At 46.4% G+C, this 17,868-nt stretch carries 15 protein-coding genes and 5 tRNA genes; 5 read left to right on the top strand and 15 right to left on the bottom strand.

Annotated elements, in window-relative coordinates; translation table 11 throughout:
* The first annotated feature begins 246 nt into the window (after positions 1–246).
* A complete protein-coding gene (gene gorA, locus AND4_RS10020; RefSeq protein WP_009842845.1) occupies positions 247–1,602 on the top strand; it encodes a glutathione-disulfide reductase in 1,356 nt (451 codons plus the stop codon).
* 98 nt (positions 1,603–1,700) lie between these two features.
* Here gorA and AND4_RS10015 read toward each other — a convergent pair whose 3' ends face one another.
* The 9 genes from AND4_RS10015 to AND4_RS09975 form a co-directional block, all read right to left on the bottom strand.
* A complete protein-coding gene (locus tag AND4_RS10015) occupies positions 1,701–2,336 on the bottom strand; it encodes a bifunctional 4-hydroxy-2-oxoglutarate aldolase/2-dehydro-3-deoxy-phosphogluconate aldolase (RefSeq protein WP_009842844.1) in 636 nt (211 codons plus the stop codon).
* 71 nt (positions 2,337–2,407) lie between these two features.
* A complete protein-coding gene (locus AND4_RS10010) occupies positions 2,408–2,737 on the bottom strand; it encodes an SMR family transporter (protein WP_009842843.1) in 330 nt (109 codons plus the stop codon).
* Positions 2,734–3,117 (bottom strand): SMR family transporter, encoded by a 384-nt coding sequence (locus AND4_RS10005; protein ID WP_009842842.1) that lies wholly within the window; start codon positions 3,115–3,117, stop codon positions 2,734–2,736. The genes AND4_RS10010 and AND4_RS10005 overlap by 4 nt, the downstream gene beginning before the upstream one ends.
* A gap of 202 nt (positions 3,118–3,319) precedes the next feature.
* Positions 3,320–4,246: a LysR family transcriptional regulator gene (locus tag AND4_RS10000; RefSeq protein ID WP_009842841.1), complete on the bottom strand. Its 927-nt coding sequence runs from the start codon at positions 4,244–4,246 to the stop codon at positions 3,320–3,322.
* Positions 4,247–4,361: 115 nt separating this feature from the next.
* Positions 4,362–5,333 carry an SPOR domain-containing protein gene (locus AND4_RS09995; protein WP_009842840.1) on the bottom strand — a complete coding sequence of 324 codons (972 nt, stop codon included), beginning with the start codon at positions 5,331–5,333 and terminating at the stop codon, positions 4,362–4,364.
* Between the two features lie 180 nt (positions 5,334–5,513).
* Complete coding sequence (locus tag AND4_RS09990) at positions 5,514–6,470, bottom strand: ABC transporter permease (RefSeq protein ID WP_009842839.1); 957 nt, start codon at positions 6,468–6,470, stop codon at positions 5,514–5,516.
* Positions 6,471–6,472: 2 nt separating this feature from the next.
* Positions 6,473–7,450, bottom strand: coding sequence for an ABC transporter permease (locus AND4_RS09985; RefSeq protein WP_009842838.1), 978 nt, complete (start codon positions 7,448–7,450; stop codon positions 6,473–6,475).
* Between the two features lie 127 nt (positions 7,451–7,577).
* The gene (locus tag AND4_RS09980; RefSeq protein ID WP_009842837.1) at positions 7,578–9,131 is read right to left on the bottom strand and encodes an ABC transporter substrate-binding protein; all 1,554 of its coding nucleotides are present in this window, start codon (positions 9,129–9,131) and stop codon (positions 7,578–7,580) included.
* A gap of 92 nt (positions 9,132–9,223) precedes the next feature.
* The gene (locus AND4_RS09975; protein WP_009842836.1) at positions 9,224–10,939 is read right to left on the bottom strand and encodes an ABC transporter ATP-binding protein; all 1,716 of its coding nucleotides are present in this window, start codon (positions 10,937–10,939) and stop codon (positions 9,224–9,226) included.
* A gap of 664 nt (positions 10,940–11,603) precedes the next feature.
* Between AND4_RS09975 and AND4_RS09965 the strand changes: the two genes are divergently transcribed.
* A complete protein-coding gene (locus AND4_RS09965; protein ID WP_009842834.1) occupies positions 11,604–12,329 on the top strand; it encodes an HAD family hydrolase in 726 nt (241 codons plus the stop codon).
* Positions 12,330–12,522: 193 nt separating this feature from the next.
* Here the strand turns inward: AND4_RS09965 and AND4_RS09960 are convergent.
* The 5 genes from AND4_RS09960 to AND4_RS09940 all read right to left on the bottom strand — a co-directional run bounded on the left by AND4_RS09960 (position 12,523) and on the right by AND4_RS09940 (position 13,121).
* A tRNA-Pro gene (locus AND4_RS09960) sits at positions 12,523–12,599 on the bottom strand.
* A 64-nt stretch (positions 12,600–12,663) separates the two neighbouring features.
* A tRNA-His gene (locus tag AND4_RS09955) sits at positions 12,664–12,739 on the bottom strand.
* A gap of 47 nt (positions 12,740–12,786) precedes the next feature.
* Positions 12,787–12,863: transfer RNA gene (locus tag AND4_RS09950), tRNA-Pro, on the bottom strand.
* Positions 12,864–12,934: 71 nt separating this feature from the next.
* Positions 12,935–13,010: transfer RNA gene (locus tag AND4_RS09945), tRNA-His, on the bottom strand.
* A gap of 34 nt (positions 13,011–13,044) precedes the next feature.
* Positions 13,045–13,121, bottom strand: a tRNA-Arg gene (locus AND4_RS09940).
* A 359-nt stretch (positions 13,122–13,480) separates the two neighbouring features.
* Here AND4_RS09940 and AND4_RS09935 point away from each other — a divergent pair.
* The gene (locus AND4_RS09935) at positions 13,481–13,894 is read left to right on the top strand and encodes a cytochrome c5 family protein (RefSeq protein ID WP_009842833.1); all 414 of its coding nucleotides are present in this window, start codon (positions 13,481–13,483) and stop codon (positions 13,892–13,894) included.
* A gap of 72 nt (positions 13,895–13,966) precedes the next feature.
* Here AND4_RS09935 and rep read toward each other — a convergent pair whose 3' ends face one another.
* The gene (gene rep, locus AND4_RS09930) at positions 13,967–15,982 is read right to left on the bottom strand and encodes a DNA helicase Rep (protein ID WP_009842832.1); all 2,016 of its coding nucleotides are present in this window, start codon (positions 15,980–15,982) and stop codon (positions 13,967–13,969) included.
* Positions 15,983–16,152: 170 nt separating this feature from the next.
* On the opposite strand from rep, the gene AND4_RS09925 reads away from it, so the two are divergent.
* Both AND4_RS09925 and AND4_RS09920 read left to right on the top strand, forming a co-directional pair.
* Positions 16,153–16,737, top strand: a complete 585-nt coding sequence (locus AND4_RS09925; RefSeq protein ID WP_009842831.1) for a TetR/AcrR family transcriptional regulator — start codon at positions 16,153–16,155, stop codon at positions 16,735–16,737.
* Positions 16,738–16,755: 18 nt separating this feature from the next.
* Entirely contained in the window at positions 16,756–17,862 is a 1,107-nt protein-coding gene (locus AND4_RS09920) for an efflux RND transporter periplasmic adaptor subunit (protein ID WP_009842830.1), read from the top strand.
* Positions 17,863–17,868: the final 6 nt, after the last annotated feature.

The following is a 17,868-nucleotide window of genomic DNA, read 5'->3' as shown; positions in this document are numbered from 1 at the left end:
TAAAAACACTCGGCGAAATAGCACCTTATTCCACTTTGCTATGCTTTCATCGCTATTTGTCATAAGCAATCTTACTTTTTCCCATTTAGGAAATAGCGAGACTCGATTTATGATAGGGACAACGGATCATGCTCAATTAGCTTCGGCAAACTTGAGCAGGTAACAATTCATGTTGGGATGTTGAGTTCATCACCCACCACCCCAATGTAGTTGTTAGACAAAATTAATAAGCTCTTGGAGAAAGTAATGGCGACTCATTTTGATTATATCTGTATCGGCGGCGGCAGCGGCGGTATCGCATCAGCAAACCGTGCGGCAATGTACGGTGCTAAAGTAGCGCTTATCGAAGCTCAAGACCTTGGCGGTACCTGTGTAAACGTTGGTTGTGTGCCTAAGAAAGTCATGTGGCACGGCGCGCAAGTTGCAGAAGCAATGAACCTATACGCAGAAGACTACGGCTTCGATGTAGATGTAAAAGGGTTCGACTGGAGCAAACTGGTTGAGAGTCGTCAGGCTTACATCGGTCGTATCCACCAATCTTACGACCGTGTTCTTGGTAACAACAAAGTAAATGTGATCAAAGGCTTTGCTAAGTTCGTTGACGAGAAAACGGTAGAAGTAAACGGTGAACACTACACAGCAGATCACATCCTGATCGCAGTGGGTGGTCGTCCAACAATTCCAAACATCCCAGGCGCAGAATACGGCATCGATTCAAACGGCTTCTTCGATCTTGCTGAGCAACCAAAACGCGTTGCAGTGATAGGTGCAGGTTACATCGCGGTAGAAATCGCTGGCGTACTGCATGCACTTGGCACAGAAACACACCTATTCGTTCGTAAAGAATCACCGCTGCGTAGCTTCGATCCAATGATCATCGAAACGCTAGTCGAAGTGATGGACGCCGAAGGCCCAACGTTGCACACCCACTCAGTGCCAAAAGAAGTGGTAAAAGAAGCAGACGGCAGCCTAACTCTGCACCTAGAAAACGGTGAAAGCAAAAACGTCGATACCCTAATCTGGGCAATCGGTCGTCACCCAGCAACTGACGCTATCAACCTAGCATCAACGGGCGTTGCAACCAACGATCGTGGCTACATCAAGGTAGACGAATACCAAGAAACGAACGTGAAAGGCATCTACTGTGTCGGTGACATCATGGAAGGCGGTATCGAGCTCACACCAGTAGCAGTAAAAGCGGGTCGTCAACTTTCTGAGCGTCTGTTCAACAACAAACCAAACGCGAAAATGGACTACGATTTGGTTCCTACCGTGGTATTTAGCCACCCACCAATCGGTACTATCGGTCTAACGACTCAAGAAGCAGAAGAGAAGTACGGCAAAGACAACATCAAAGTCTACACGTCTGGCTTTACTGCGATGTACACAGCCGTCACTAAGCACCGTCAACCATGTAAGATGAAACTAGTGTGTGCTGGCGAAGAAGAAACGGTTGTTGGTCTGCACGGCATCGGCTTCACGGTTGATGAAATGATTCAAGGCTTCGGCGTAGCAATGAAGATGGGCGCCACCAAAGCAGACTTCGACTCTGTTGTGGCTATTCACCCAACGGGCTCAGAAGAGTTTGTGACCATGCGTTAATCACGCGTGAATCGCTTTGTTGATTAGAGCAGATAAACAAAAAGGGTCATCAATTACTTGATGACCCTTTTTCTATTCACGTTGTCCGATTTTCGGGGTTAATTCGAAGCCGTTTGCGTATTTTCCTTAACGGCACGAACCAATTCTGCAATCCCTTCCCAATCGCCGTTGTCCATCATTACGGTTGGCACCATCCAAGTACCGCCACAAGCGACAACCGATTTCAGCGCTAGGTAATCTTCCACGTTAGATGGGCTAATACCACCAGTCGGCATGAACGCCACCGGATAAACCGCGGTTAGCGCTTTAATCATGTTTACGCCGCCAGATGGCTCAGCAGGGAAGAACTTCAGGATGCGTAGACCCATTTCCATCGCTTGTTCAACCAAGCTTGGGTTGTTCACGCCCGGTACGATTGTCACGTTACGTTGCTGACAGTGTTTCACTGTGGTTGGGTTAAAACCTGGGCTCACGATAAAGTCCGCACCAGCGTCAATCGCAATGTCCACTTGCTTCGTTGTCAGTACGGTACCAGCACCAATCAGCAGTTCTGGGTACGCGTCACGCATAATGCGGATCGACTCAGCCGCCTCGTCAGTGCGAAATGTCACTTCCGCACACGGTAAACCGTTTTCTACCAACACTTTTGCCAGTGGCAGAGCGTGTGCTACATCGTTGATTGCGATAACTGGGACGATTTTGATTGCTCTTAATCGTTGTTCAAGTGTTGTCATGGACCACCTCTAAAAAATGAAGCGTAATCTTGCTACTCAGAATGACGATATCAAAGGTTGAGCAAAGTATATTAAGCCGTCTTCATCACCACAACGGCCGCAATCACAATAAAGAGACCAAACCAGCCAATTGGCTTAAGTTTTTGTTTGAACAATACCGCACCACCAATCGCAGTACCCAAGATACCAATCGCCCCCCAAGAGGCATAAGCGATCGCAAGGTCAATCTCTTTTACGGCTTGAGCAAGCAAGGTAAACGCCAGCATCACCAACACAATCGCAGCCATGCCCCATCCTTTGTGCTTAAAGCCTTTTGAGCGAGTGAGCGCCATGTTTGCCATAATGTCGACCAACGCCGCGATAACAACAAATCCAAAGGAAAGCGTGTAAAATTGACTCATGATTCACACCTCTCATGCGATGAGCAGTGTTGCTCATTTTTTTGTGGAGGTTGTTCGTGGGTTTCGCCGAGCGTCACGCACACGATACCAATCACCGCCAGTGCCAAACCACACAGCTGTTGAATGTTCAAGTTAGCATCAAATAAAACGATAGAAACCAGCGTAATTAAGACGATGCCCAAACCTTCCCATATTGCATACGCCACACCAATGGAGATCCTCTTTGTCGCTTTCGACAAGAAATAATAAGAAATAGCGATCAGAGCGTACATCACCAGATAGCCTTCCCACGTATTACTTTCACCAATAAACGACATAGTACTGGTACCAGCAACTTCGGCGATGATGGCGAGCAACAGAAATAGACGTGCAATGAGCATGATTCATCCTCCCAAGAAATTAAAAAACTGCATAATGGAGAATGGTGAATGCCCCTTAACAATCAGACATTCCAAAAATTTAAACGATAAAAAGAGCCGCTTCTCCTGAATATTTGGGTCAGGTTAGCCTCTCTTCCACGATCCAGATAGGTAATTGAGATATTCATTTTTGAATATCTAGAAGAACACTTTGTCTAACTGATCACGTTAATGGTGTATTGAGGGTTTGCTGGACGACTTGATGCAAATGGCGATGTAATGGGTGATTGCGATACGTTTGTAAATAACCTCCCGAAACAACAAATTGGCTGAACTCACGGTTGACCAGTGGCATTGGGTACGAGGCGAGTTCGTGCATCAAGTGCGCGGTGCTTTGGCTTGCGTACATAATGGCATCGGTCTCAAGCAGCATTTGGCAAGCCACTCGTAAGTTGTAGGACTTGAGCAACACAACAGGCTCGTAACCCATGCGTCGATATTCCGATTCCACCGTACACAGCGGGTTATAAGATGCGGGCGCAGGTAAAGAGACCAGCGGCAGTTTCGACACGGTATCCCAATCATTACTGGCTTGTGACAAGCTTGGATGGTCTTTACGCGCCAGAATCACGCGCTTTTCGACAAACAGAGGGCGTATATAAATGTCTTTGGACAGTTCAGTCTCTTGGTCGAGAATACAGTAATCGTGTTCGCCTTCTAACATCTCAGCTTGGGAGTAGGTATTCCAGCTTGAGAAGGCAAATGAGGCTTGAGGAAAGGCTTTATGACAGCCGCGCAACAAGCGCTGCCCCTGTTCGTCCATGAGATAAGGGTCAGTCACAATCGCAATTTGACCTTGGTATTCAAGCGGATCAAATTCCGTAAACTCCTGCACCACTTTTTCTATCGGCGACAGCATATTATCGAACTCAGCTGCCAAGCGAATGGCCATCGGGGAAGGCTCAACCCCATGGGCTTTACGCACAAACAGCGGGTCATCAAACACGCCTTTCAATTTCATCACCCCGCGGCTGGCACTGGGTTGAGAAATACCAAGCTGCATCGCCGCTAACTTGATGCTGCGGTTGTCCACCACGGCTTTGAGTAAGCGCATTAAATTAAGATCCAGCGCATCAAGTTGGTGTGGCATGCCGTGTCCTTTTTAGAAACGAATGATCAGAAATAAATAGGTGAAGACGATGATCAATAAACCGCAGAGCAATAGCAACACAAAACCCCATCAAAATAAGGCATGTGACCTTAACTTACTTCACGCAAATCACATTCAGTAATGACGAGCCCGTGAGCTGATTCGACGCTCGGTCAGTAAATAACCCCTTCTTACCTTTACCCCAATACGGCAACTGTAATGGCCAATTGTTTTTCTCCATCACTCCGGATGCGCGCAGCAGTTTGAACTCAGAAACACTCACCACATCCATACTGAGCTGTCGGCATACTTGCTTAGAACTCGCGTAGTTTAGGCGGTTCCAGGGCTTACCAAACTCCATGTAGAACTGATTGTCATTGTCAGCTAAGTACGGCACGACAAAGGTTTTACCTTGTAGGATTGTTTTCAAACGTACCTGTACATTATCGTTACTCCTCATCGGCTGAGCGGGCTTTGACTCTTTGCTAGCTCTTGCAGGCATTTGAGGAGCCTGCTTCGGCGATGTCTTACCTTTGCTCTTAAACGCACTGGTATCAGGACGAGAAGCTGATACCGCAGGTGCGACTGGTTTTGGTGTCGCCACTGGCGGTTTCGGCTTCGTCTGTTTCACTGGGGCAGTGCTGCCTTTGCCAACTGCACGAATAAAGGCATCTTTGTAGGTTGATAGCGTTTTGACTCGCTGTAAGTCCTGTGAAGCCTTGGCAAATTCAGTATAAGGACCAATAAGACAACGATAACCCTTTTGTTCCGGTTTCACCCAGACATCAGTGGTGATCTTGCTGTAGATAGGTTTGGCTTTGGCTAAAGACATCGGCTTTGGCAACAGACCACATTGGATCCAGAAGAATTGATTGCCACCTTGCGGCACTTTCTTTCCCCACACTCCTCTCCCAATTGGGCAAGCGCGTTCAAGTACTGGTAACTCTTTATTACTCGCCTGAGAGGCTTGGCAAAGGAAGTCTTCCGCCAAGACTGGGCTGGCAAATTGTGCGCCCGCCACCAACAACCCTAGGCTCAAGCCTAATTGGGTGAGACGCGAGAGCTTGTGTGCCTTCTTCATTTCCATACGCTTCACTCTGAACAGTAGGTGATGAAATTATCGCGACAAAACGTCAATAAAACATGAATAAAAGGGAATAAGCAAAAAAAGAGCCGGAATTTCATCCGACTCTTAGTTTAAAAAGAAATCTATCAAATAGGCAACCTACATAGGCCTATTTAGTGGCGGGTTAGCACCTATAGAGGATTAGCCCTTGTAGATTTTCGGGTTAAATACATCACGCAACCAGTCACCCAACAGGTTGATAACCAGTACCAGCGTCACCAAGACGACCCCCGGGAAAGCCGTTATCCACCAGGCACCAGAGAAGATATAGTTAAAGCCAATACTGATGAGTGCGCCCAGCGATGGCTGATCGACTGGCAAACCTAAACCGAGAAATGACAGTGCCGCTTCCGACATGATTGCGTTCGCGACCTGTACCGTAGAAATAACCAAGATTGGTGACAGGCAGTTCGGCAGAATATGGCGGAACATGATACGCGGTGCTTTAAAGCCCATCACTCGTGCCGCTTCAACGTATTCTTTTTGCTTTTCTGCCAGCACCGAAGCACGAATAGTTCGCGCATATTGCGGCCACTCTGCCACACCGATGATCACCACCAGCATGACTACCGCATATTGGCTGTAAAAATCGCTGCCAAAACTGGCTTTGAAGATAGCCGAGACGATGATCGCCACCATCATAGTAGAGAACGACAACTGAACGTCAGCAAAGCGCATCAAAAAGCTATCAATACGGCCACCGAAGTAACCCGCAGAAAGACCAATAATGATACCCAGCACCAACTGAAGCCCAACCGCAAGAAAGCCTATGGTCAGAGATAATCGAGAGCCATAAAGAATGGTCGATAAGATATCCCGGCCTTGCTCATCGGTACCAAGCAAGAACCTCGCATCACCCTCTTCCATCCATGAAGGAGGAAGCTCTGAGTCCATAATATCAATCGATGATAAATCGTATGGGTCAGTCGGTGATAAAACGGGGGCCGCAAGTGCCATGATTAAGAACAGCATGAACACAGTAAAACTGGTCATGGCAACTTTATCGCGCTTAAAGTAGTACAAGAAGTCCGAATTTTTAAAACGTTGCCACGTAGAAGGTACAACTTCAGGAGCGGCCGTTACATTTGATTGGCTCATAGTTAAGCTCCTTTTCCTGTTAAGTTCACTGTTGGGTTAATGATGCCGTACAGCAAGTCAACAATCGTATTGGTTACCACGAAAATCAGACCAACAAAGATAACGTAAGCCGTGATCAGCGGTGTATCGACGCGATTGATTGCTTCAAGAAAAAGAAAGCCGGTACCTGGCCACTGGAAAACGGTTTCAGTCAGGATGGTATAAGCCACCATAGTACCAATCTGAACACCACCTACCGTCAGTACTGGCAGTAACGTATTCTTCAATGCATGTTGGTAATAAATTTTATTGAGCGCTAAACCTTTTGCTTTACCGAACTTAATGTACTCAGAGCTCAACACTTCAAGCATCTCGGAACGCACTAGGCGGATAAATAACGGTAGCATAATAGAGGCCAGCGCAATGCACGGCAGAATGAGGTGAGCCAAACCATCAAGAGTAAAGAACCCAGACTCCCAGCCAAGTACATTCGCTGTTTCACCTCGACCATAAGAGGGTAACCAGCCTAACTCGATTGAAAAGACATACATCAGCATAATAGCGGTCAAAAACACCGGAATTGAAATACCAATACTGCTGCCTGCCATTATAATTTTAGTGAAAAAGCTTTTTGGATGAATGGCTGAGTAAACGCCAAGAGGGATCGAGCAGAACACAATAATAAGCGTGGCTCCAAATACCAGCTCAAGTGTCGCGACTAGCTTGTCAAGAATCACTTCAACCGCCGGGCGCTTGAAGAAGTAAGACGTACCTAAATCACCTTGTAGAGCGTTGCCGACAAAGCGTGTGTATTTTGTAATGAAGGGATCATTCAAACCCAGATCATCACGCAGTGCTTGGCGCTCAGCTTCTGAAACCGACTGACCAACCAACTCTCGTAATGGGTCACCTAGGTTATCCTGAATGGCAAACGCCACTAGACTGATCACAAACATCACTATCAGTGCCTGAAACAGGCGCTTAACCAGAAACGAAAACATTCCTTGCCCCTTAAACTTTCCATAGATTTCAGCCTTAAAAATGGTACTTAGCCCGACTGAAACAAAGCTAAGCACCAAAATTCGACCAAGCACTCAAGCAAGAATACTTGGTCTAACTCACTGGTGATTATTTAACCACGAGGTCGCCGAAGTATGGGAAGTTCATGCCGTTGATAATTGGACCAATCTCAACGTTACCTTTCGCAGCCCATGATGGATCTTGCCAGTGTAGAGGAACGAATGCCGCTTCGTTATATAGAATCTCCTCGACTTTCTTGAGCAAATCACTACGCTTGGTTAAGTCCGTCATTGTATTCGTTTCTACAATTAGCTTGTCAACTTCAGCATTTGAGTAGCCGCCGCAGTTGTACTGACCTTTACCTGTGTCAACGTTACGCGTCATCGCTAGGAACTCAGTAAAGTTACCTGAATCCTCAGTATCTGGATGCCAGCCAATCATCAGCATATCTGCGGCACACTTATCGAATTCAGGCCAGTATTGAGCTTTAGGCATGGTCTTTAGATCAACCTGAATACCGATCTTAGATAGCATTGCTGCAGAAGCTTGAGCTATCTTGTCGTCATTCACGTAACGGTTGTTTGGTGCCATCATTGTCAGCTTGAAGCCTTTCTCGTAACCCGCTTCTTTCATCAGCGCTTTCGCTTTATTGAGATCGTAGCGAGGCTTGAGGGCGTCATTATGACCAACGAAACCCACTGGGCTCTGTTGACCCGCAGCCGTTGCCGCTCCCTTCATTACTTTCTGAGTAATACCTTCGTTGTTTATCGCGTAGGTAATCGCTTGACGAACACGTACGTCCTTCAGAGCAGGGTTGCTGTTTTGATTCATTTGGAACGTAATGACACGCGTACCCGGCATAGTGTAAAGGTCGACACCATCCGCTTTTTTAATTCGCTGGTAGTCGTTCGGCGCAACAGGTGCAATCATGTCAACGTCACCAGAAAGCAGAGCTGCAACACGTGTTGCGTCTTCTTTGATTGGAACCAGCGTCAGCTTGTCTACGTTACCGTCAGACTCCTTGTCCCAGTAGTCATTGAAACGCTCAAACGTTACTTTTACGCCTTGCTCGCGCTGAGTGATAATGAAGGGGCCCGTACCAGAAACGTTGGTCGATGCGTAAGAGTTACCGTGTTTAACTAGCTCCGCTTTATCTCTACCATCTTCTGTCTTCCCGGAGTAGAACTTGCTGTCCATTGGGAAGAAGTATGTCATTACGTTTTCTACTAGCGGATAAACCCCCTCTGTTTTCACTTCAACGGTGTAATCGCCAGTTTTGGTGAATGAAACGATAGGGCCGAAAATACCTTTGAAATCAGGAGAGCTTTTCAGGCGGTTAAACGTCCATACGACGTCATCTGCTGTTAGTACATTACCTGAGTGGAACTTAACGCCTTGACGAATATTAAATTGCATCGTCTCGTCATCAATACGCTTCCAAGACTCGGCTAGTCGTGGCTCAAATCCCATCTTCTGGTCAAAACGAATAAGCGGATCAAATACCATGTGAGACATTTGCAGTGTGCCGCCAGACAGTTGCTCATGCGGGTCAAGTGACACTGGGTCTGCATCATAAGCGACGGTAATATCTGCTGCCGCTGCACCAAAACTTAGGCCAGCTGCCATTAAAGCCACTGCTAACTTGCTTTTCATGGTTTTCATTGCATAACTCCTTATGCGGGATTTCTATCCCTAGTTGTGTATTTGTACCTGTTAAACACCTGACTCTGCTTACGTCAGGAAAGGTCGACGACTTACGCCGTTTTTATGTTTTCTCTTAAGCCAGTAAACTCAGGCATAAGGGAAATAAGTTGCTTACTGTACTCGTGCTGCGGTGCGGTAAATAGTTGCTCGGTTGGCGCCACCTCTAACAGCCTACCCATCTGCATCACACCCACTCGATCACACATTTGACGAATCACCGGTAAATCATGACTGATAAACAGCATAGTCAGATTTAGCTCATCTTGTAGATCTTTGAGTAAGTTGAGAATCTGAGCCTGTACCGAGACATCCAATGCGGATGTCGGCTCGTCACAAATCAGAAGTCGAGGGCGAGTCGCCAATGCGCGCGCAATCGAAATACGCTGACGCTGACCACCGGAGAATTCATGAGGGTATTTCACGCCCGCCATTTTGCCTAAGCCGACGTGTTCAAGCAGATCATTGACTATCTGACGGGTTTCCGCTTCATTTTTGGTGAGCTTATGAAAACGGATTGGCTCCGCGATGATGTCAAATATCTTCATCCGCGGGTTCATCGAAGTGTATGGGTTTTGGAACACCATTTGCATCTGACGACGCAGTGGGCGACGCTCTTTTTCAGATTTTAACGCGGTTAAATCGATGCCTTCAAAGCTCACTTGGCCTGAATTTGGTGCATACAGACCGGCAATCACACGTGCAATGGTCGATTTGCCTGAGCCAGACTCACCAACCAAACCAAACGTCTCACCTTCATGCACTTCGAAGCTGACATTGTTTGAGGCTTGTACATACTCACGGCGGCTTTCAAACAAAGAATCTTTGGTCACAAAACGCAGGTTTACGTTCTTGACGTCGAGTAAAGGCCCAGCGTAATCACGCTCATCCTGGCTTTGCCCCAACCAGTGATTCTTAATATCTAGCTCTTTGAGCTCTGTGGCTTCCTCGATGTAACTCACTAATGGGAAGCGCTCGAGCTTGATATCAGAACGAGGAACCGCTGATATCAAACTGCGTGTGTACGGATGGTCAGGATCACCCAAAACCTTAGCGGTTGGACCAAATTCCACCAAATCACCGCGGTACATTACCGCAACCCGATCAGTTACGTTGGAAACCACGCCCATGTCATGGGTCACCAACATACAGCCAACGTTGTTCTTGATGCACAGTTCGCGGATAAGACTCAGGATTTGATCTTGAATAGACACATCAAGAGCAGTGGTTGGCTCATCAGCGATGATCAGGTCTGGCTCTCCAGCCAAAGCGATAGCAATGACCACACGCTGTCGCATGCCACCAGAAAATTGGTGTGGGTATTGTTTGAGGCGATTTTCCGGTTGAGGAATGCCAACCTGCTGCATTAAAGAAAGTGCACGTTGATACGCCTCATCATCCGACATCTTAAGGTTGGCGTGGATGGTTTCTTTCAGTTGCTGCTCAACCGTGAATAGCGGGTTTAGCGAGGTCATTGGGTCTTGGAAGATAAAGCCAATCTTAGAACCACGAACTTTACGCATCGCTTCTGGTGTCAGACCAGAAATTTTTTCGCCATCGAGGTAGACATCGCCACTAGCAACACGACCCGGAGGGCTCAGCAAATCAATCACTGCGTTACCAACGGTGGATTTACCCGCACCTGATTCGCCAACAACACCCACTATTTCGCCACGATCAATATGGAAAGAAAGCGCTTTCACGGCCGCGTGGACACCGTGACGGGATGGATACTCAATACGAAGGTTTTTCACCTCTAATAGTGACATTGCAGACCTCTACTTCCTTGTCTGTGGTCTTGAATTGCGCCCAAAGCACTATTCGCCACCTGAATGAATCCGTTCAAATTCAGAATAATACTCTGAAATATTAATGCGGAAATAATTTGGCAAAAATTACACAAAAAAGCAACAATTAAAGTATATTCGCCCGCAAAAACATTATTTACACGCACAATGAGCGAATAGAAATGCACCAGAAGGTATTTAACCATTTTCATAACGCACCACATTGTGCGCAATATACTGATAAAAACAGGAAAATACTCTGGCTTTACTGGAGAAGCGATGAATGACAGCCCACAGCTATTCAAGCAATACAATTAACATTTACCAAACAATATTTCGTTCTTATTCGGTTGTTTCGAAATAAAATGTTACTTACAAACGAGTTCGCATACATAAAAAACAAAAATACCTACAGTTCAAGAGAAACGACAAGGTAAAAAAGCGGGCAAAATGCAATCGATTACCTTGCATTGATTATGCGTCTTTTATGCGGTTTTATGACTAAAATTATTTTGGTACAGCAGAACACCCAGGCTCATTAGCCAGTGGAGACGACATAAACGCGCGTCGAGCGGGTGACTTTCCGCTGTTATTTTAAGTGAGATAAGAGATAATAAAATATCGAGTAGTGAATGAAGGAGCCGACGTGCTTAAAGCGATATTTTTTGATATGGATGAGACTTTATGCGGCACTTCTCAAGCCGATAAAGTAGCGGGACAAGAATTTGCCACTTGGGTGGCTCAAACATACCCCCAAGTCAATGACTCAGTGGCCTTAGTGCAACGCTACTTACAAGGCGTATACAAAAAGCTCAATGCGGAATTCCCTCAGCTTATTGCCCTACTTCCCGATGAGAATGCTTTCCGCTGCGGTTTAATCCAAGTGATTCTCGCGGAACAAGGTATCGAAATCGACGCAGAGCAAGCGCAGCAAGCACAGAACGTCTTTGATTCTGCACGTATGCAGGCCTTCACCTTCTTTCCTGGGGTGAAAGAGATGCTGACCGAGCTGCGCCAACACTACAAGTTGGTGGTGATCACTAACGGCCCTGTCTTCTCACAGCACCCAAAACTCAAAGCAACACAAATGAGTGAATGGGTCGATCACATTATCGTGGGTGGCGAAGAGCCAGAAGAGAAACCAGCTGCAAGCATCTTCCATAAAGCCCTCAACCTAGTAGGGGCATCACCAGAAGAAGCGATTCATATAGGCGACTCTCTACCCGCCGACATCGCGGGTGCCAACAATATGGGTATGCTGAGCGTGTGGGTAAATGCAACAGGTACAGAAAACCCAACCGATATCGAACCACACTATGAAGTGAGAGAGACAATTGAGCTGAATGAAATCCTAAAAACGCTCACTCAATAGATGTCTGATTTCGCCCCAGCCTCCGTGCTGGGGTTTCTTTTTTCAGCTCAAAAAGCATTTGGATCATAGGTGGTCAAAAGGGCCCAGAGCTGTACATTTTTACTTGAATTGAAATGGAATGCAGATTTTTGAGGGTACAATGCACAAAGCTCTAAAACGACGAAAGCCTGCTAAGAAGCAGGCTTTCTAATAGTGGTCGGTGAAGAGGGATTCGAACCCCCGACCCTCTGGTCCCAAACCAGATGCGCTACCAAGCTGCGCTATTCACCGAACTGTATTCGCTGATTCTCTCAAATCAGACTGGATACTTCAACTAAGAAGTCACCTTAATTAATGGGGTGGCTAACGAGATTCGAACTCGCGACCACCGGAATCACAATCCAGGGCTCTACCAACTGAGCTATAGCCACCATCAATTTTTTTGCTTACCGCCCGATTGGAGCCATAAACTAAATAATGGTCGGTGAAGAGGGATTCGAACCCCCGACCCTCTGGTCCCAAACCAGATGCGCTACCAAGCTGCGCTATTCACCGACGAGTTTTATTTTGACTCTTGGGATATTTGAATCAAAATTGGAAACGTGATGTAGTACGTTACCAAATAATGGGGTGGCTAACGAGATTCGAACTCGCGACCACCGGAATCACAATCCAGGGCTCTACCAACTGAGCTATAGCCACCACTACGTTTTTGCCGTTGATTTGTATTCCGGAATGGCACGCCCGAAAGGATTCGAACCTTCGACCTTTGGCTCCGGAGGCCAACGCTCTATCCAACTGAGCTACGGGCGCATGCCCCATCGGCGGAGAGGAATAATACGGATATCACACTATGCCGTCTAGTACTTTTTTTACTTTTTTTCTCGTTTGGTCTCTTTTTCGACAGTTATCCGTCTTAAAAGTCAATTGATGATGTGATTCACACCCTGTCATGGATAACTTGTTGTTTATTGCAACAAGTTATCGGGATATAATCACCCATTATTTACATTGATTTAACAGCCGCAACTTGGTTGTTCAATCACTCTAGACTGTTAGATGAGGTTTTTTGCTCACGATAGAAGCAATCGCGTAAACCTTCCTCAACGGCTCTAAATACTCTAACTATATAAATAGGTAAGTCACTTACCTCGGAATGTGAAGTGGGTTTAATGGATATGTCTCGACGAATGATTAGCGTTTTGTTCGCTGCCTTAACTTTCTCTACGGCTGCTTTGGCTTCTAACATTGGCCAAACGGAATACGATGCGATCGCAGAACGCATCAAGCCTGTCGGGAACGTTTATCTTGCAGGTGCAGAACCAGTAAAAGCAGAACCAACTGGTCCACGCGATGGCGCGGCCGTTTACGGCACTTTCTGTATTGCTTGTCACGCATCAGGCGTGAATGGCGCACCAAAAACAGGTGATGCGGGCGATTGGGCACCACGTATTGCACAAGGCAAAGACGTATTAGCCAACCACGCAATCCAAGGCTTCAACGCGATGCCAGCAAAAGGCACATGTATGGACTGCTCTGATGACGAGATCATCGCAGCCATCAACCACATGATTGAAGGTCTATAGTAACGATATCAACGAAAAAGGCTTGCCACATGGCAAGCCTTTTTATTTTTAGCAAGTTGGAGCAAGGCTGCTCTATTTCTTAAACATGGCTCGAAGATTGGCGATGTGTGCCTGACCTTTTGCCATGCGCTCTTCCGCCGATACTGGTTTTTTGTTTGCTTCCCACTCAACGTCATCAAATGGCAGTTCATCCAGAAAGCGGCTTTGCGTCGGTTTGATCAACTCGCCATACTGTCGACGTTCTTTACACATGGTAAAAGTCAGTTCACGCTGCGCGCGCGTAATACCTACATACATCAAGCGACGTTCTTCTTCAACGTTGTCTTCATCAATGCTGGTCTGATGCGGCAAAATCCCCTCTTCCGAACCAATCAAATAAACGAACGGGAACTCCAAGCCTTTTGAAGCGTGCAGCGTCATCAACTGAACGGCATCGCTGTCCTCATCTTCTTCACCTCGCTCCATCATGTCGCGGAGAGTAAGCCGTTGAACCACCTCTTTTAGCGTCTTTTCTTCTTGATCGTAGTTATCGCCCTCTAGATCAGCCACAATCCAAGAGTAAAGGTCAGAGACATTCTTCATGCGCATTTCTGCCGCCTTCGGGCTGGCTGACGTCTCATATAACCAATCTTCGTAATGAATATCACGCACCAACGAACGTACCGCTTCAACCGTATCACCACGTTCAGCCTGATCGGCGATCGCTACCAGCCATTGAGTAAAGCGGCGCAGGTTCTCTAAACCTCGACCGGTAAGGAATTGCTCCAAACCCATTTCGAAGCTGACTTCAAACAAGCTCTTACCACGCATGTTGGCGTAGCTGCCTAACTTCTCTAGTGTGACCGGACCGATTTCACGACGTGGTGTATTCACTATACGTAAGAATGCGTTGTCATCATCAGGATTCACCAATACTCGCAGGTACGCCATGATGTCTTTGATCTCTGCACGAGCAAAGAAAGACGTACCGCCGGACAGCTTGTATGGTACGCGGTTTTGCATCAGTGATTTTTCAATCAAACGGGATTGGTGGTTGCCACGATAGAGAATCGCATAATCTTTATATGCAGTGCGATTGAGAAATTTGTGCGCAATCAATTCACCCGTTACACGTTCTGCTTCATGCTCTTCATTCTTTGCCAGCAACACTTTGAGTTTTTCACCGTCAGGAATTTCCGAAAACAGTGATTTCTCATACACGTGTGGGTTATTGGCAATCAAGATGTTGGCTGCACGCAGGATGCGGCTGGTCGAACGATAGTTTTGCTCCAACTTAATCAAACGAAGGTTAGGATAGTCTTCACCCAGCAACACCAAGTTTTGCGGTTTAGCACCACGCCATGAGTAGATAGACTGGTCGTCATCACCTACCACGGTCAAGCGACCACGCTCACCTACAATCAGCTTTACCAAATCGTATTGGCTGGTATTGGTATCTTGGTATTCATCCACCAATAAGTAACGAATGCGATTTTGCCAACGCTGGCGCACTTCTTGATTATTGCGCAGCAATTGTACAGGCAAAGAAATAAGATCATCAAAATCAAGCGCGTTGTACGCCTTCATCTGCTTTTGGTACATCTCAAAGCAGAACGCAAACAGTTGTTGTTGCTCACCTTGAGCCAGCGCTTTAGCTTGCTCCGGTGTTAACATGTCGTTCTTCCAGTTAGAGATACAACTGAGTAACTGACGCAACAGATCTTTGTCGCCATCGAGTTGTTTTTCTGTCAGCTCTTTAAGTAAGGCTAATTGGTCTTGATCATCGAACAGAGAAAAGCCCGCTTTTAAGCCAAGATGTTTGTACTCACGCTTGATGATGCTCAAGCCTAAGGTATGAAAAGTAGAGACCATCAAGCCTTTTGATTCCGCTTTACCTAGTGTTTGACCAACACGTTCTTTCATCTCACGCGCGGCTTTATTGGTAAAAGTGACCGCCGCAATATTGCGTGCCTTGTAACCACACTGCTGAACCAAGTAAGCAATTTTATTGGTAATAACACGAGTTTTGCCCGAGCCCGCCCCAGCAAGCACCAAACATGGGCCTGAAACATACTTAACGGCTTCGTCTTGTCTAGGGTTCAGCTTCATAAAAATTCTCTGCGGATCGAAATTGTGGCGCCTATGATAAAGGGGTGACCGTACGAAAGCTACGCCGATTTTCACGTAACTTTTACACAAAGACTTCACTATTGCATAACGTAAACGCCCAATATTTACGCTATAATGAATGAACGTTCATTCATTGCGCTTATAGAACTATGGCTACTAATCAAATTCGTAACGACAAACGCGAACAGATCGTTGTCGCGGCTGAACGTCTTATTGCTGAATCAGGATTTCAGGGGCTTTCAATGCAGAAGCTCGCCGACGAAGCAGGTGTCGCTGCCGGAACCATTTATCGCTATTTCTCCGATAAAGAACACTTACTCAAAGAAGTGCGTCTTAGCGTAACGACACGAGTTGCACAAGCGGTGCAGGCTAATGTCGACGACAGCATGCCTTTAAAGCAACGCTTTGGAACCATGTGGATGAATATCTGGCACTTAGCCGGAGCAAATGTAAATACTTTGAGTAATCACCTTCAATACGACGCACTCCCACGTACAACGCAAGCCAACACAAGGGAGCTTGAGCGGCAGTTATTCATTCACGTCGACCGCCTTTTCGATCAAGGAAAAGCGGAAGGACTTTTTAAACCTCTCGCGAATGAGGTTTTATCGGGGTTAAGTTTTGAAGCAAGTGTTGCACTTGCAAGAAAACATGCCCAAGGGATTTATCAACTGGATGATGATGCTGTGAATGCAGCCATTGAAGCCAGTTGGGACGCAATTATTAAACACTAACTTGGAGTTCTAAATAGAATGAAAAAGTGGACTTTCTTTATGGTACTTATCACCATTCTCCTGTTCGGAAGCGTGATAGGTTTTAACTTATTTAAGCAGCAAAAAATTGCTGAATACATGGCGAATCGTCCGGAGCCAGAGTTTCCTGTCACCGTGACAGAAGTAAAATCGGTTGATTGGGTACCTGTCATTGAAGCCATTGGCTTTATTGAGCCTAACCAAGGCGTCACTATTGCCAACGAGACTAATGGTGTTATCGATAAGATTTCATTTGAATCTGGTACTCAAGTAGAAGCCGATCAATCTCTGATACATCTAGATTCTGATGTTGAAAAGGCAAACCTTCAGAGCTCACAAGCCAGACTGCCTGCAGCCAGAGCTAAATATAAACGCTACCAAGGTCTCTTTAAGAAGGGCTCAGTGTCTAAAGAAGCGTACGACGAAGCCGAAGCAAACTATTTTTCACTGAAAGCGGATATTGAAAGCCTCAAAGCCACAATTGACCGTCGTGAAATCAAAGCACCTTTTGCTGGCGTCGTTGGTATCCGTAATGTTTATCTTGGCCAGTACTTACAAACGGGTACCGACATCGTTCGTCTTGAGGACACCAGCGTGATGCGCCTACGTTTTACTGTTTCTCAAACAGACATCTCTCGCATTGCACTTAACCAAGACGTCGATATTTTCGTCGATGCTTATCCAGACAAGCCATTCAAAGGTTCTATCTCGGCAATTGAGCCAGCGGTTAACGTTCAAAGTGGCCTGATCCAGGTGCAAGCAGACATACCTAACAGTGATGGGCAACTTCGTAGCGGCATGTTCGCGCGTGCAAACATCATTCTACCTAAACTAGAGAACCAAGTAACGCTGCCACAAACGGCTATCACGTTCACGCTGTACGGCGACAACGTGTACATCATGACTGAAGAAGACGGCGAAAAACGAGTTAAGCAACAAGTCGTAAAAGTGGGTGAGCGTACTAAAGACATCGCACATATCCTAGAAGGCGTGAAACCAGGGGATATTGTGGTTACGTCAGGTCAAGTCCGTTTAAGCAACCACGCGAAAGTAAACATCGTTGAAGATGCTGCACTTTCACCACCTGCTGAAACACCAATGCTCTAGTTGGAG

This window comes from Vibrio sp. AND4 (assembly GCF_000171815.1).
Taxonomy (GTDB): Bacteria; Pseudomonadota; Gammaproteobacteria; order Enterobacterales; family Vibrionaceae; genus Vibrio.
Note: the sequence above shows the minus strand (reverse complement) of the source record. Positions and strands in the feature narration are given on the sequence as shown.

Bases quoted from the DNA above. Each gene is read 5' to 3' on its own strand.
- AND4_RS09995 (WP_009842840.1), bottom strand. From the start codon at position 5,333: ATGGAAATGAAGAAGGCACACAAGCTCTCGCGTCTCACCCAATTAGGC.
- AND4_RS09990 (WP_009842839.1), bottom strand. From the start codon at position 6,470: ATGAGCCAATCAAATGTAACGGCCGCTCCTGAAGTTGTACCTTCTACG.
- AND4_RS09980 (WP_009842837.1), bottom strand. From the start codon at position 9,131: ATGAAAACCATGAAAAGCAAGTTAGCAGTGGCTTTAATGGCAGCTGGC.
- AND4_RS10000 (WP_009842841.1), bottom strand. From the start codon at position 4,246: ATGCCACACCAACTTGATGCGCTGGATCTTAATTTAATGCGCTTACTC.
- AND4_RS10015 (WP_009842844.1), bottom strand. From the start codon at position 2,336: ATGACAACACTTGAACAACGATTAAGAGCAATCAAAATCGTCCCAGTT.
- AND4_RS09935 (WP_009842833.1), top strand. From the start codon at position 13,481: ATGGATATGTCTCGACGAATGATTAGCGTTTTGTTCGCTGCCTTAACT.
- AND4_RS09975 (WP_009842836.1), bottom strand. From the start codon at position 10,939: ATGTCACTATTAGAGGTGAAAAACCTTCGTATTGAGTATCCATCCCGT.
- AND4_RS10010 (WP_009842843.1), bottom strand. From the start codon at position 2,737: ATGAGTCAATTTTACACGCTTTCCTTTGGATTTGTTGTTATCGCGGCG.
- gorA (WP_009842845.1), top strand. From the start codon at position 247: ATGGCGACTCATTTTGATTATATCTGTATCGGCGGCGGCAGCGGCGGT.
- AND4_RS10005 (WP_009842842.1), bottom strand. From the start codon at position 3,117: ATGCTCATTGCACGTCTATTTCTGTTGCTCGCCATCATCGCCGAAGTT.
- AND4_RS09925 (WP_009842831.1), top strand. From the start codon at position 16,153: ATGGCTACTAATCAAATTCGTAACGACAAACGCGAACAGATCGTTGTC.
- AND4_RS09920 (WP_009842830.1), top strand. From the start codon at position 16,756: ATGAAAAAGTGGACTTTCTTTATGGTACTTATCACCATTCTCCTGTTC.
- rep (WP_009842832.1), bottom strand. From the start codon at position 15,982: ATGAAGCTGAACCCTAGACAAGACGAAGCCGTTAAGTATGTTTCAGGC.
- AND4_RS09985 (WP_009842838.1), bottom strand. From the start codon at position 7,450: ATGTTTTCGTTTCTGGTTAAGCGCCTGTTTCAGGCACTGATAGTGATG.